General features: G+C 61.0%; 13 protein-coding genes. 9 read left to right on the top strand and 4 right to left on the bottom strand.

Annotated features, from left to right (window positions below):
* Positions 1–9 precede the first annotated feature (9 nt).
* From ACS5RD_RS20490 to ACS5RD_RS20470, 5 genes are all read left to right on the top strand, one after another.
* Entirely contained in the window at positions 10–543 is a 534-nt protein-coding gene (locus ACS5RD_RS20490; RefSeq protein WP_054007179.1) for a TIGR00645 family protein, read from the top strand.
* Positions 544–550: 7 nt separating this feature from the next.
* Positions 551–1,966 carry a homospermidine synthase gene (locus ACS5RD_RS20485; protein WP_489928911.1) on the top strand — a complete coding sequence of 472 codons (1,416 nt, stop codon included), beginning with the start codon at positions 551–553 and terminating at the stop codon, positions 1,964–1,966.
* 104 nt (positions 1,967–2,070) lie between these two features.
* Positions 2,071–3,156: a histidinol-phosphate transaminase gene (hisC, locus tag ACS5RD_RS20480; protein WP_489928910.1), complete on the top strand. Its 1,086-nt coding sequence runs from the start codon at positions 2,071–2,073 to the stop codon at positions 3,154–3,156.
* On the top strand, positions 3,153–4,091 hold the full coding sequence (locus tag ACS5RD_RS20475; protein WP_489928909.1) for a prephenate/arogenate dehydrogenase family protein: 939 nt from the start codon (positions 3,153–3,155) through the stop codon (positions 4,089–4,091). The genes hisC and ACS5RD_RS20475 overlap by 4 nt, the downstream gene beginning before the upstream one ends.
* A 1-nt stretch (position 4,092) precedes the next feature.
* Positions 4,093–4,950 (top strand): extensin-like domain-containing protein, encoded by an 858-nt coding sequence (locus ACS5RD_RS20470; protein WP_489928908.1) that lies wholly within the window; start codon positions 4,093–4,095, stop codon positions 4,948–4,950.
* A 1-nt stretch (position 4,951) separates the two neighbouring features.
* Here ACS5RD_RS20470 and ACS5RD_RS20465 read toward each other — a convergent pair whose 3' ends face one another.
* On the bottom strand, positions 4,952–5,950 hold the full coding sequence (locus tag ACS5RD_RS20465; RefSeq protein ID WP_489928907.1) for a DUF2125 domain-containing protein: 999 nt from the start codon (positions 5,948–5,950) through the stop codon (positions 4,952–4,954).
* Positions 5,951–6,029: 79 nt separating this feature from the next.
* Here ACS5RD_RS20465 and ACS5RD_RS20460 point away from each other — a divergent pair, with 79 nt between their 5' ends.
* The 3 genes from ACS5RD_RS20460 (at position 6,030) to ACS5RD_RS20450 (ending at position 9,462) form a co-directional block, all read left to right on the top strand.
* On the top strand, positions 6,030–6,560 hold the full coding sequence (locus ACS5RD_RS20460; protein ID WP_489931412.1) for a gamma-glutamylcyclotransferase: 531 nt from the start codon (positions 6,030–6,032) through the stop codon (positions 6,558–6,560).
* Positions 6,561–6,632: 72 nt separating this feature from the next.
* Complete coding sequence (locus ACS5RD_RS20455) at positions 6,633–7,847, top strand: biopolymer transporter ExbB (RefSeq protein ID WP_489928906.1); 1,215 nt, start codon at positions 6,633–6,635, stop codon at positions 7,845–7,847.
* A 1-nt stretch (position 7,848) separates the two neighbouring features.
* On the top strand, positions 7,849–9,462 hold the full coding sequence (locus ACS5RD_RS20450) for a peptidoglycan -binding protein (protein WP_489928905.1): 1,614 nt from the start codon (positions 7,849–7,851) through the stop codon (positions 9,460–9,462).
* A 73-nt stretch (positions 9,463–9,535) separates the two neighbouring features.
* Here ACS5RD_RS20450 and ACS5RD_RS20445 read toward each other — a convergent pair whose 3' ends face one another.
* From ACS5RD_RS20445 to gloB, 3 genes are all read right to left on the bottom strand, one after another.
* Entirely contained in the window at positions 9,536–10,471 is a 936-nt protein-coding gene (locus tag ACS5RD_RS20445) for a M23 family metallopeptidase (RefSeq protein ID WP_489928904.1), read from the bottom strand.
* Positions 10,468–12,789, bottom strand: a complete 2,322-nt coding sequence (gene clpA, locus ACS5RD_RS20440; RefSeq protein WP_489928903.1) for an ATP-dependent Clp protease ATP-binding subunit ClpA — start codon at positions 12,787–12,789, stop codon at positions 10,468–10,470. The genes ACS5RD_RS20445 and clpA overlap by 4 nt, the downstream gene beginning before the upstream one ends.
* Before the next feature lie 170 nt (positions 12,790–12,959).
* Positions 12,960–13,727 (bottom strand): hydroxyacylglutathione hydrolase, encoded by a 768-nt coding sequence (gloB, locus tag ACS5RD_RS20435; RefSeq protein WP_054006976.1) that lies wholly within the window; start codon positions 13,725–13,727, stop codon positions 12,960–12,962.
* A gap of 190 nt (positions 13,728–13,917) precedes the next feature.
* On the opposite strand from gloB, the gene ACS5RD_RS20430 reads away from it, so the two are divergent.
* Entirely contained in the window at positions 13,918–14,715 is a 798-nt protein-coding gene (locus tag ACS5RD_RS20430; protein WP_489928902.1) for a class I SAM-dependent methyltransferase, read from the top strand.
* The last annotated feature ends 184 nt before the right edge of the window (positions 14,716–14,899 follow it).

Raw genomic sequence — 14,899 nt, 5'->3', positions numbered from 1 at the left:
GAGCCCGTGATGTCAGACAAACCCACGCTTGAATCGAAGTTTGAACAGGGTCTGTTCGCCAGCCGCTGGTTGATGGCGCCGATGTATCTTGGGCTGGTGGTCAGCCTTGCGATGCTAGTAGTGATTTTCGTAAAGGAATTGGCTTATTACGCGCCACAAGTCCTGACGATGACAGCCGATCAAAGTATCCTTTCGGTGTTGACCCTGATCGACCTTAGCCTTGCCGCCAACCTGCTGCTGATCGTGCTGTTTTCCGGCTATGAGAATTTCGTCTCTAAGCTGGACATCACCAGCGATGACCGACCCGATTGGATGGGCAAGGTCGATTTCTCGGGCCTGAAAATGAAACTGATCGCCTCGATCGTGGCGATTTCAGGTATTCACTTGCTAAAGGTATTCATGGGCTTAGGTAAGCCAGACTCGGCTTATGCCGTCACCCCCGACACTTTGCGCTGGATGGTGATCATCCACCTGACCTTCGTGACCTCGGGCGTTCTGCTCGCTCTGATGGATTGGCTGTCGGCGAAAACCGACAAGCATTGAGGACCTTATGACCTACACCGTACACGCCCGCATCGACGGCCCCTTGGTGATGATCGGCTTCGGCTCGATTGGCCGTGGCACTCTGCCGTTGATCCAGCGCCACATCGATTTCGACCGCGACCAGTTCACCGTGATCGAGCCCTCGGCTGAATTCGCGCCGATGCTGGCCGAACATGGCATCAAACACCTGCAACTGGCGTTGACGCAGGACAACTTCGCCGAAACCCTGCGCAGCCTGTTCCCGAATGGCAAAGGCTTCATCGTTAACCTTTCCGTCGACGTAGATTCCATCGAACTGATGAAGCTCTGCCAAGAGCTTGGCGTGCAATATATCGACACCGTCGTGGAGCCTTGGCCCGGTTTCTATTTCAACTCGCCGCTGCCGAACGCCGACCGTACCAATTATCCCCTGCGCGAAAAGGTCCGCGCGTTGGGCAAAACCTATCCCGGCGGCCCGACAGCAGTCTCCTGCTGCGGCGCCAATCCAGGCATGGTCAGTTGGTTGCTGAAGGAAGCGCTGCTGCGCCTCGCCAAAGATACTGGCGTCAAAACCGACCCCAAGACCCAACAAGACTGGGCCCGGCTCGCGATGACCCTTGGCGTCAACGGCGTTCACATTGCCGAGCGCGACACTCAGGTCTCTGCCCGCCCCAAGCCCCAAGGCACCTTCGTCAACTCCTGGTCGGTCGATGGCCTGCTCTCGGAAGGCTACCAACCCGCCGAACTCGGCTGGGGCACGCATGAGAAAAAACTACCCCCCAACGGCCACAAATTCAAATCCGGCCCCGGCTATGCGATCTGGATCGACCGCCCTGGCGCCGATACCCGCGTGCGCTCTTGGTGCCCCGATGTAGGCCCGCAATTTGGCCTCGTCGTCACCCACAATGAATCGCTGTCGATCCCCGACTATTACACGGTCTGGGACGGCCCCCGCGCCCTTTACCGCCCGACCTGCCACTACGCCTACCACCCATGCCCGGACGCGATCCTATCGTTGCACGAAACCAATGGCGCAGGAAAACTCCCTGAACAAAAACACATCCTGACCGCTGATGAAATCATCGGCGGCGGCGACGATCTGGGCGTGTTTCTCTACGGCCACGCCAAAGGGGCTATGTGGTATGGCTCGCGCCTGACCATCGAAGAAGCCCGCGCTTTGGCCCCTTACCAGAACGCTACCGGCATGCAGGTGACCTCCGCCGTCCTCGCCGCAATGGTCTGGACCGCCGAAAACCCCCGCATGGGCTTCGTCGAAGCCGATGAGATGGACCACGCCCGCTGCCTCGACGTCCAACGCCCCTACTTGGGCCGCATCGAGTGCCACTACACCGACTGGACCCCGCTGCAAAACCGCATCAACCGTTTTGCCGAGGATCGGGACGAAGACGATCCGTGGCAGTTCACCAACTTCCTCGCGGTTTGAGACATTTGCGCAAGGGCTAGCCCCTTGCGCAGCCCGATAGGCCAAATGTTGCTGGCATTGCACCCGCCCCCTCGCTAAAACCCGCGCAACACTTGGGGAATCCGATGAACGACGCAATCCGCCCACAGCCCGGCATCATGGACATCGCTCTGTACGAAGGTGGCAAAGCCGCCATCGCAGGCGTGACCAATGTGCTGAAACTGTCGTCGAACGAAAACCCGTTCGGCCCGTCTGACAAAGCCAAAGACGCCTTCGCCCGCTCGGTCCACAACCTGCACCGCTACCCCAACACAGACCACGCGTCCTTGCGCCAAGCCATCGCCGACGTGCATGGCCTCGACGCCAGCCGCGTGATCTGCGGTGTCGGTTCCGATGAAATCATCACCTTCCTGTGCCAAGCCTATGCCGGCCCGAAAGACGAAGTGGTGTTCACCGAACACGGCTTCCTGATGTATCGCATCTCGGCCCTCGCCGCAGGGGCCACCCCGGTTGAAGTGGCCGAGCGCGACCGCACCACCGATGTCGATGCCATCCTTCGAGCCTGCAACCGTCGGACAAAGCTGGTTTTTATCGCCAACCCGAACAACCCCACCGGCACGATGATTTCTGCCGCCGAGATCGAACGCCTTGCTGCGGGCCTGCCTGCGCAGGCCATTCTGGTGCTCGACGGTGCCTATGCCGAGTTTGTTGAAGGTTTTGATGCCGGCCTCGCCCTGATCGAATCCCGCACCAACGTCGTGATGACCCGCACCTTCTCGAAAATCTACGGTCTGGGCGGTCTGCGCATCGGCTGGGGCTATGGCCCCAAACAAATCATCGACGTGCTGAACCGCATTCGTGGCCCGTTTAACCTGTCGAACACCCAGCTGGATACCGCCGAAGCCGCCGTGCGTGATCAGGATTTCGTCAACCGCTGCCGCACCGACAACGCCCGGATGCGGACGTGGCTTGCGCAGGCTTTGGCCGAGCTTGGCATCCCCTCCGACACCTCGCTTGCCAATTTCATCCTCGCCCGCTTTGCTAGCCCGGAAGAAGCCGAGGCCTGCGATTTGTTCCTGCAAAAGCAGGGCCTGATCGTGCGCCGCGTCGTCAGCTACAAACTGCCGCACTGCCTGCGCATCACCGTGGGGGATGAGGCCTCGTGCCGCCGCGTCGTCCACGCGATTGCGCAGTTCAAGGGTGTGAAATGACGCAAATCTACAGCCGGGTGGCCCTGATCGGACTGGGCCTGATCGCCTCGTCGATGGCCCATGCGATGCGCGCCAACGGCCTTGCGGGGCAGATCGTTGGTCACGCCAAATCGGCTGAAACCCGCGCGACCGCCTTGGAACTGGGCCTGTGCGATCATGTTTACGCCACTGCTGCCGAAGCCGTGCAGGGCGCTGATCTGGTCGTGCTTGCCGTTCCCGTGGGTGCTATGGCGGCGATTGCTGAAGAAATCGGCCCGCATCTTATGCCGGGTTGCACCGTCACCGATGTAGGCTCGGTCAAACAAGCCGTGATCGCCGCCGTCGCCCCCTATATCCCTGAAGGCATTCAGTTTATTCCCGGCCACCCGATGGCAGGCACCGAATATTCCGGCCCGCGCTCGGGCTTTGCGACGCTGTTTCAAAACCGCTGGTGGCTGTTGACCCCGGCACCCGAAGTTGACCCTGCGGCCCTCGCACGCCTGCAATCTCTGCTGATCGGCATGGGGGCCAAGGTCAATTTGATGGACCCGCCGCACCATGATCAGGTCTTAGCCGTGGTCAGCCACACCCCACACCTGATCGCCTACACGATGGTGGGCGTCGCGGATCACCTCGCACAAGTGTCCAACTCTGAAGTGATCGAATATTCCGCCTCGGGTTTTCGCGATTTTACCCGCATCGCGGCTTCTGACCCTACGATGTGGCGCGATGTGTTCCTGACCAACAAAGACGCGGTGCTGGATATTCTGGGTCGCTTTGCCGAGGAATTGTTCGTGCTGCAACGCGCCATCCGCATGGGGGACGGCGATCATCTGCACGATTATTTCACCCGCACCCGTGCCATCCGTCGCGGCATTATTGAGGCCGGGCAAGACACCTCCGCCCCCGATTTCGGTCGCGCCCCAGCTGCGGCAAAGCCCGCAGGCGAGGCCTAACATGCGGGCCATTGGCCCCCTCACACTGATCTTGGCGGTACTCGCTGGGATGGCGATGGCCGAGGCCCCGAAATCCTCCCCCCATCCCGCCCCACGCCCCACCGTTGCGCAACCCGAAACGCCTGTGGTCGCGCCCATCCTCCGCCCCCGGCATCGCCCAACCACACTCGCCGCCGCGCCGCAAACCACCGTGGAGCCAGCACGACAACAAGCCGCCCCAGAAATCGCAGCGGTTGCCCCGACGCTGCGACCCCGGCCTCGCCCCAAGGGATTGCAAGCTGAAGTCGAACAAGTGGCGATGGCCCAGCCCGAGCCGGAAGCCACCCCCAGCCGCAAATCCAAAAAGGAATCCCGCAAAGGCTCCGTCTGCGGCGACCCTGCGATCCGGGGCCAAGAAATCCCCGCCGTCACCTCACGCACAAAAGGCTGCGGCATCGCCGAGCCTGTCCGCGTCACCGCCATCGACGGCATCCCATTCAGCCAGCCCGCCACAATCGACTGCGACACCGCGCTCGCGCTGAAACGCTGGATGCGCGAAGGCATGGCCCCCGCCTTCGGCAACCGTGAGGTGGTGCAGTTGCACATCTTCGGCAGCTACATGTGCCGCAGCCGCAACAACGTCCGGGGCGCAAAAATCTCAGAACACGGGCGCGGAAAAGCCATTGATATCGCTGGGTTTATCTTCTCAGACGGCAAAGAATGGACCGTAGCGCGCGACTACAACAAACAGATCCGTCGTGCCCAGAAAGCCGCCTGCGGCATCTTCGGCACCACCCTCGGCCCTGGCTCCGACGGCTATCACGAAGACCATCTGCACTTTGACACCGCAGAGCGGCGCGGTTCGGCCTACTGCCGATAACCTAAGCCCCGCCCATATTCCGCATCCGGGGCGCAGGCCCCAACGGCAGCGGCCCCAGCACCATGCCGCCATCCTTACAGATCAGCTTGATCTGCAAAACCTCCAAATCGCCGCCCTGCTGTGCCACAATCCCCAGCATCCGCTCCACCGTCGGCGCCACATCCGGCTTCACCAGCCCCAAAGCCACCAAGATCGGCGGCAGCCGCTTCCAGCCTTCCACCCGCAACGCGATCTCGCCTTCCGCCAGCCCATCCGGCCCCGCCGTCAGCACCCCCTTGGCGGAAAACTTCAACGCTCCCCAACTCACCCGTGCATCCGCAATCTCCAGCGCCATCAGTTCAGGCTTGGATGTCACCGCATTGCGGTCCAGCGGCGCGGTCAGCACAGCATGACCATCCAGAAACACCTCATCCACCAGATCGGGCAAATCCGTCGCCGCCAAAGCCTGCAACACCGCAGCATCCGGCGCAATTTCGGCCACCCGCAGCCCCAGCCGATAGGTGTTGGCGCGGGTCACATCCTCGGCCATCGAAACCGAGGCGGTATTGATCCCCAGCGTCCAGCCCGCATCCGAGGTCAGCTTCACACCAGAAGCCTCACCCACCAACTCATTCAGCGCAAGCGCGGTCGAGGGATGCACCTGCACACTCGCCCGCAGTTTCTCAGAGCCAACCGTAACCACCTGATCCGGCAGCGTAATCACCTGACCCGAAGGCAAAGCCGCAATCACATGCCACGGCTTCCACGTCATCGCATAAACCTGCACAAACGGGCTGGAAACCTGCACGCCCTGCGCCGGATCAGCCAGCACCAGATCGGAAACCGTCAGATCAAAGCGGTTCGGGATGCCATGCACCTCCACGCTGGAAGCGCTCACCACCCCCGGCGGTTGCTGCGCAATCCACGCCTTGACCTCGCTTTCAATCTGCGATGCCCCCACCCACCAATAGCCGGTCCACGCCGCCGTAGCCGCCAGCACAATCCACAAAAGCGCGCGCATCCTCGCCCCTTTTCTTTGCTTTGCCCAATGCTTACACCTAAGCCGAACAGAGGGATAGCCAATGCCAGACAGCCAAGAAATACCAGAACCGCTTTGGGTCTTCGGCTATGGCTCGCTGATCTGGAACCCGGATTTCCCCGTCGCCGAGCGCCAAATCGCCCGCGCCACCGATTGGCACCGCAGCTTTTGTATGCGCTCGATCCACCATCGCGGCAGCGTCGAAAGCCCCGGCCTTGTGCTTGCGCTTGATCACGCGCAGGGTGCGATTTGCGATGGCGTCGCCTTCCGCGTCACCCCGGGGGCCGAGGCGGAAACCCTGCAAGCTTTGCGCGACCGCGAGCTGATTTCCTCGGCATATTTAGAAATCACTCTGTCGCTCACTCTGTCAGATGGTCGCATTATCATTGCCTTAGCCTATGTGATCGACCCCGACCATGACCAATACTGCGGCAATCTCCCCCTCACCGAACAGGCGCAAATCATCGCCCATGCCACAGGCGGGCGCGGTCCCAACCGTGATTACCTTTTCGCCACCGCCGATCACCTCGCCGAGCTCGGCATCGCCGACCCCGATTTGACATGGCTTTCCACACAAGTTCGCAATCTGTAAGGGTTTTACTTGGCAGATGCCCGCCGCCTGCTATGCTTTACCCGAGCAGAACATCGGGGCGGAACCGTCTAAATGGAAATATCTAAGGCCGAGCAGTCGACCTTCTTCAGCCAACCCATTCGCCAGATTGTCACCATGCTTCTGGCCGTGGCACTGGTATGCGCAGGCGCGTGGCTGATCCATCGCACCGTGCTTGGCATCATCGACACCAACCCGCTGCTGAATGGCTTCATCATCCTGGTCTTCGCTTTGGGCGTCGTGACCTGCTTCTGGCAGGTCTTCACCCTCGTGCAATCGGTGTCGTGGATTGAGCGTTTCGTGCGCCATGACACCGGCTATGAAGACGCCGCCGCACCGCGCCTTCTCGCGCCCTTGGCGCAGCTGTTGCGCACCCGTGGCGCGCGGATGCAAATCTCCTCCTCCGCCTCGCGCTCGATTTTGGAATCGGTGGAAACCCGGATTGAGGAAGCCCGTGACATCACGCGCTACCTGATCAACCTATTGGTTTTCCTCGGACTTCTCGGCACCTTCTACGGCCTTGCCACCACCGTCCCCGCCATCGTCGAAACCATCCGCTCGCTCGCACCACAGCAGGGCGAATCCGGGATGGAGGTGTTCAGCAAGCTGATGAAGGGCTTGGAAAGCCAACTCGGCGGCATGGGCACCGCGTTTTCCTCGTCGCTTTTGGGCCTCGCCGGATCGCTGGTCGTTGGCCTGCTGGAACTGTTCGCCAACCACGGCCAGAACCGTTTCGCGCGCGAATTGGAAGAATGGCTGTCCTCGATCACCCGCGTCGGCTTCTCCAGTGGCGATGCCGAGGGCGGCGAGGCGGGCGTTACCTCTGCCGTGCTGGATCATCTGGCCGAGCAAATCGAAGTGATGCAAAGCCTGTTCGCGCAGGTCGAGGCCAACCGCTCCGGCGTCGAGCAAGGCCTCGCGGGGTTAGAGCAGGGGCTTGGCGATCTCAGGCAGGGGCTTGGCGACTTGACCGGGGCAGTCGCCCAACTGACCGAGCAAATCGGTGCCGAAAGTGGTCAAACCGCAGCGCTCAACCGCATCGCCGAAGGCCAAGAACGCCTGATCGCCGCCCTCACCGGAGCCGAAGGTGGCGCCCATTCCGACGCCGAAAGCCGGATGCGCCTGCGCTCAATCGACGTGCAACTGCTGCGTATCCTTGAGGAAATCTCCGCTGGTCGGCAAGAAAGCCTCGCCGATCTGCGCGGCGACATCTCGGCGCTGACCGCCTCCGTCCGCCAACTGGCGCGCGGCATCCCCGCGCGGGGCTAAGATGGCGCTGCGCCGCAAACGCGATTCCGCGATGATCTGGCCCGGCTTTGTCGACGCCGTCACCACGCTGTTGATGGTGCTGATGTTCGTCCTCACCATCTTCACCGTGATGCAATCGGTGTTGCGCGACACCATAACCACCCAATCGACCGAGCTTGACAGCCTCACCGCGCAAATCGCGGGCCTTGCCGATGCCTTGGGGCTGGAAAGGCAAAAGGTCAGTGATTTGCAGGGTGAAGTCGGCACGCTCAGCTCCGATCTGACCGCAGCCCAGACCAAAGGCGAGCAACAGTCCGCGCTGATCGCCACCCTCACCGGGCAAATTGCGACCAAAGAAGGTGAAATCGCCGCCGCCCAAACCCGCATCACCAGTTTTGAAGCCCAAGTCGCCTCGCTTCTCTCCGAACGCGACGCCGCACGCGGGCAGGCGACCGCCTTGACCGCCGAAGTTGCCGATCTACAAGCCAAAGGCGCGAAACTTCTGACCGAAAAACAGGCCCTCGACCTCGCCCTCGCCAAAGCCCGCACCGAGCTCGACGCCAGCGCGGAGGCCGCCCGCCTCGCCGCCGCCCCGCGTGAAGCCTTGGAAACTTTGGTGGCCGATCTGAAAGCAAAGGGTGACGCCAGCGCCGCCGACCTCAAAGCCGCCCAAACCAAAATCACCGAGGCCGAAGCCACGCGTCTGGTCGATGCCGCAGCCCTCGCTGCCCTGCGCGACAAGCTGAAAAATTCGGATGCCGAACTGACGGCGATGACCTTGGCGCTGGAAGATCAACGCAAAAAGGCTGAAGACACCCTCACGCTTCTGGCCGCCGCCAACACCAAGGCCGCGCAATCGGCCACCGCAGGCGACAAAAACGCCACCCTGCTTGCCGTGGCTCAGCAAGCCCTGACCGCCGAGCAAACCAAATCCGTTGAGTCCGCCCGCAAGACCGAGGTGCTCAACCAGCAAATCGCCGCCCTTCGTGTCCAACTGGGCGAGTTGCAGGGGCTGCTTGATGCCTCCGCTGCCGTGGATTCCACCAATAAGGTGCAGATCGAAGCCTTAGGCAGCCAGTTGAACGCGGCTTTGGCGCAGGTCGCCTCCGAGCAGAAGAAGCGTGCCGAAATGGAAGCGGCCGAGCGGCTGCGACTAGAAGCCGAGAATGCCGATCTTGCGAAATTCCGCTCCGAATTCTTCGGCCAGCTTTCGCAGCTTTTGGCGGGGCGTGAAGGCGTGCGGGTTGTTGGCGACAGGTTCGTGTTCTCGTCCGAGGTTCTGTTCAACCCCGGCTCGGCCGATTTGGCGCCCGAGGGGCAGGCTCAGATCGCCGATGTGGTGAAGATTTTGGATGAGGTGGCGGGGAAAATTCCGCCGGGGATCGACTGGATCATCCGGGTGGATGGTCACACCGATGACGTGCCGTTGTCGGGGACGGGGGCGTTCAAGGATAACTGGCAACTGAGCCAAGCCCGGGCTTTGTCTGTGGTGCGGTTCATGCAGGACAATCTGGGCTTCCCGCCGCAGAGATTGGCTGCGTCCGGGTTTGGCGAGTATCAGCCCGTGGCTACCGGGGACAGTCCGCAGGCGAGGGCGCAAAATCGGCGGATTGAGTTGAAGCTGACCGAAAGATAGTGTCCGCGCGTGGACAGGGCTGCGGTTTCTATAAAATCAAGGGGTTAAGGGGTGGGCGCTCATCATTTCTTAACTACTGACCCACAGTAATCTCGATCTGCTCACGCCCCAATTCCACCCAGCTGCGCTGCAAAATCGCCTCACCCTGATAGCGGCCTGCTGGCCATTCCGCCGCTTTCAGCTTCCGCCCGACAGCCCGAAACGCCTGCGCTTGCGGTTTCTCGATCACAGAACGCTCAGTCAGAAGCTCGCCCTCAGGCCCCGTCAGCCGGAACAAAGCTGCATCCCCCGCTTGCAGACCGAACAGATAGGCCCAGACCACCAAAGCAGGCGCATCGCTGGGAAGGGCAGGGCTGGCAAGCCCGGCCTTGATCGCCTGATAGTCGGGAATGGCGGCGCTGATGCCAAGGCTGAGCACCCCGCCGGGCTGGTAAGCCAGCGGATGATCCCAAATTTCGGGGCCGGGGGGGCCGCAACTGGTCAGGCTGTCCGGCGCGAAGGGGTCAAGTTCCACGCCGTTATGGCGCACCGACAGGTGCAGATGTGGAAATTCCGCCATGCCGGATTGGCCGATCTGGCCCAGCACCGAACCGGGCACAACTGCGTCGCCCACCTTCACCCGCACAGAACCTTGTTTCATATGGCAATACTGGGTTTCCCAGCCACCGCCATGATCGACCAGCACCCCATTACCGCACTCACGATCCGCCACCGGGGCTACGAAATCGGCCACGCCATCGCGCAGACCCTTCACCGTTCCCGGCGCTGCGGCGAGCACATTCACGCCCGCAAACATCGCAGCGCGGGAGGGCAAAGCGATATCGGTGCCATCATGGCCCTGATACGACAGTGGCCCACAGGTGAAATCCTGCGCGCCGGGGCCGGGGTCGTGATCTACATATTGTTGGATATAGCAGGTATCGCCCAAGCGACAATCAGCGGGGAACGCCAATTCAATGGCCCCCGCCGGGAAGGCGAGGGCCATTGAAAAGGTTAAAGTCTTGATCATTCCGCCGTAAGCAGGGGCGGTTTTTGCCCGGTCAGGCGGGCCTTTTGCGGTTCCTCAAAAGTCAAAGCCAGTTCGCCGTCTTTGACATGGACATGCACCAGACCGCCTTTGGTCAGCTTGCCGAACAACAACTCCTCGGCCAAAGGTTTCTTGATGTATTCCTGAATCACCCGGCCCAGAGGCCGCGCGCCCATTTTGTCATCATAGCCCTTGTCACCCAGCCAAGCGGCGGCTTCGGGGGTCAGGTCAATATGGACGTTGCGATCCATCAGTTGCGCTTCAAGTTGGAGCACAAATTTGGTCACCACTTCCATGATCACCTCTTTGCCCAGGCGGGCGAAGCTGATCACCGCATCGAGACGGTTGCGGAATTCCGGCGTGAACATCCGCTCGATCGCGGCGGTGTCTTCGCCAGTCCGCGCGGCGCGGCCAAAGCCGATCGCCTCTTTCGACTGCTCCATAGCGCCTGCGTTCGAGGTCATGATCAGGATCACGTTGCGGAAATCCACTGTCCGGCCATTGTGGTCGGTCAGCTTGCCGTGGTCCATCACCTGCAGCAGGATGTTGTAGACATCCGGGTGCGCCTTTTCCATCTCATCCAGCAACAGCACGCAATGCGGGTCTTGATCGACGCCATCGGTCAACATACCGCCTTGATCAAAGCCGACATAACCCGGAGGTGCGCCGATCAAACGGCTAACGGCATGTTTCTCCATGTATTCTGACATATCAAAACGCAGCAGCTTGACGCCCAAGGATGAGGCCAACTGTTTGGCGACCTCGGTTTTGCCCACGCCCGTCGGCCCTGCGAACAGGTAGTTGCCGATGGGTTTTTCCGGCTCGCGCAGGCCCGCGCGGGCGAGTTTGATTGCCGAGCACAAAGCTTCCACCGCTTTATCCTGCCCGAACACCACCCGTTTCAGGGTCTTTTCCAGATCGCGCAGGGTTTCGGCATCGTCTTTCGACACGGTCTTGGCCGGGATGCGGGCGATTTTGGCCACCACAGCCTCAATCTCTTTTACGCCCAAACTTTTGCGCTTTTTCGAATCCGCCAGCAGATGCTGCGCCGCCCCGGCTTCGTCGATCACGTCAATCGCCGAATCTGGCAGTTTGCGGTCGTGGATATAGCGCGCCGCCAGTTCCACCGCCGATTTGATCGCATCGTTGGTGTAGCGCAGGTCGTGGTGTTCTTCGAAATGCGGCTTCAGACCCATCAGGATCTTGATCGCATCCGGCACAGATGGTTCATTCACGTCGATCTTCTGGAAGCGCCTGGCCAAAGCACGGTCTTTCTCAAAATGCTGACGGAATTCCTTGTAAGTGGTGGAGCCCATGCAGCGCAGCTTGCCGCCAGCTAAAGCCGGTTTCAGCAGATTGGAGGCATCCATCGCGCCGCCAGAGGTGGCCCCCGCGCCGATCACGGTATGGATTTCGTCGATGAACAGAATCGCGTCGGGGTGATCTTCCATTTCCTTGACGACCGCTTTCAGGCGTTCTTCAAAGTCACCACGATAACGGGTGCCTGCCAGCAATGCGCCCATATCAAGGCTGTAGATCGTGGCATGCGCCAAAATCTCAGGTGTTTGTTTATCCACGATTTTCTTCGCCAACCCTTCGGCAATCGCGGTTTTACCCACGCCCGGATCACCGACCAGCAGCGGGTTGTTCTTGCGACGGCGGCAGAGCACTTGGATCGCGCGTTCCACCTCATCTTCCCGCCCGATCAAGGGATCGACATCGCCCTTCATCGCCTTGACGTTCAGATCCACGCAGTATTTCGACAGCGCGGATTCCTTGGCCTCGCCGGCTTCTGCTTTCGGCGTCTCATGGTGGTGTTCTTCGGCACCCGTGACCGGGCGCGCTTCGCCGTAAGACGGGTCTTTGGCGACGCCGTGGGCGATGAAATTCACCGCGTCATAGCGGGTCATATCCTGTTCTTGCAGGAAATAGGCGGCGTTGGATTCGCGCTCGGCGAAGATTGCGACCAGAACATTGGCCCCGGTGACTTCGGTGCGACCCGAGCTTTGCACATGGATCGCCGCGCGCTGTATGACGCGCTGGAAGGCGGCAGTCGGCACGGCTTCAGAGCCTTCGACATCTGTGACCAAAGTCGACAGATCGTCGTCGATGAAGTCGTTCAGGGTCTTGCGCAGATCATCGAGGTTGACCGAGCAAGCCTTCATGACGCGGGCAGCGTCAGGCTCGTCGATCAGCGAGAGCAAAAGATGCTCCAAGGTGGCAAGTTCATGGCGGCGGGCATTGGCAAGCGCCAAAGCGCCGTGGATGGCTTGTTCGAGGGTCGTCGAAAATGATGGCACTTGGTCGTGCTCCTGTCCTGCGGGTCGGACGGGCGGGTGGCCCTAATCCAACCATGGCCTCATAAGGTAAAGGATCGGTTTTATTCTGCGATCTTCAAGCCCTATTTCAGCAAGATTTCGTAAATTGTCGGCAGTGATGCAATTTGTGATGGGCGCGGTGCTGAAAGGACTCAGAATTTGTCCTTTTGCGCGCGGATTGCGGTGAAGACTTGGGCATCGGTTGCATCAGCCATACCCAGATGAGCCCTTATATGGGGGTCTTGCGCGCGCAGAAAAGGGTTGGTCGCCAATTCTTCTGATAGCGTGACCGGCACGGTGGGGCGGTTTCCGGAGCGCTCGCGCGTCACGGCGCGGATGCGGGCTTGCAGCGCTGCATTCTCGGGATCGACGGTGATCGCGAAAGCAAGGTTGGCGGCTGTATATTCGTGCCCCGAGCAGATCAGCGTGGTGGGGGGAAGTTGTTGCAGCTTGGCAAGGCTTTCAAACATCTGCTGCGGGGTGCCCTCAAACAAGCGCCCACATCCTGCGGCCATCAGGCTGTCGGCGGTGAAGCACAGGCCCGCGACGGGGAAATAGAAGGCGATATGGCCGACGGTATGGCCCGGCACATCAATGACATAGCCGATTTCATCCCCGACCTTCACCTGATCAGCCTCAACCAGTTCGCGGGTCAAGGGCGGCAGGCGGTGGGCGTCAGCGGCAGCGCCCAGGATGGTGGCGGAGGTGGCTTCAACAATCGGGCCGACGCCGTCGATATGATCCCAGTGGTGATGCGTTAGCAGGATTTGATCGAGATGCCAGCCACGGGATTTCAACGCGGCAAGGATCGGGGCTGCCTCGGGGGCGTCGATCAGCGTCGTCTCATCGCTGGCCGGATCATGCAGCAGATAGGCGTAATTGTCTTTCAGGCAGGGGATGGTGACAAGTTCCAGGGTCATGCGGGCAGCCTTTCCAGATTTGCGCCAGAGTGCTGAATAATCAGGCGGCCTACCAGACGGAATTTGAGAAATTCCGTGGCCTTGCCGCAAGCGGTCTGCTTAATCGGCAGGGGATGGGTTTCGGCCATAGCCATACGGACGCATCCGGCTATGATTGCCACGATTTTACCGCCGAGGAAGCCCCGACCCCATGCATCTTGATGTGCTCGATCTGCGCAATTTCTACTACCGCACTCAGTTGGGCCGGGTGGCGCAGCGGGCGATCCGCGATCAGGTGGTCAGTCTGTGGCCACCGCTTGCGGGGCAGACCGTGGCGGGGTTCGGTTTTGCCGTGCCGTTGCTACGGCCCTATTTGGCAGAGTCGCGGCGGGTGATTGGGCTGATGCCGGGGCCACAGGGGGTGATGCCATGGCCTGCCGGAATGGCGAATGTCTCGGTTTTATGTGAGGAAACCCTGTGGCCGCTGCCGACCGGGCATGTGGATCGGCTGGTGCTGATGCACGGGTTGGAGACCTCGGATAACCCCACCGCCGTGTTGGAAGAAGCTCACCGCGTGCTTGGCCCCGGAGGGCGCGCGCTGTTCGTGGTGCCAAACCGCGCAGGCCTCTGGGCGCGCCGCGATGGCACGCCGTTTGGCTTTGGCCGCCCTTATTCCGGCGGCCAGCTTGAGGCGCAACTGAAGGCGCATGGCTTCACCCCAGAGCGCAGCATGACCTCGCTGTTTGCCCCCCCTTCCGAAAGCCGGTTCTGGCTTGGCACCTCGAACTTTTGGGAGGGCTTTGGCCGTAGGCTACCATGGCTGGCGGGCGGGGTGCTGATGGTGGAAGCCAGCAAACAGGTCTACGCCCCGACGCGCGGCGGTTTGGGTGCTGCGGTGCGCAAGCCGCTGCGGGTGCTGGACGGCGTGGGGGCGGCGCTGCCGACGCTGCGTAGCGGACGGGTTCAGGACGCTAACCTGTGCGTTGCAGGCACTATCTCTGACATCTGAGAATCACTGATGTATTGCCAAGGCTCATAGCGCTTTGAAGCGATCACGCCAGCGCCGCTTTGGGCAACCAAGTCTGTTACAAATATATGACGCGTTTGCAGCGGCTTGGAGGGGCATCCCGCGCAAACCCATTGTTTCGCCTTGATAAACAAAGCAATGCCGAAAAGGTGAAGCCCGCGTGATC

Source organism: Cypionkella sp. PAMC25878, from assembly GCF_058135695.1.
This window is presented reverse-complemented; position numbering and strand designations above follow the sequence as displayed.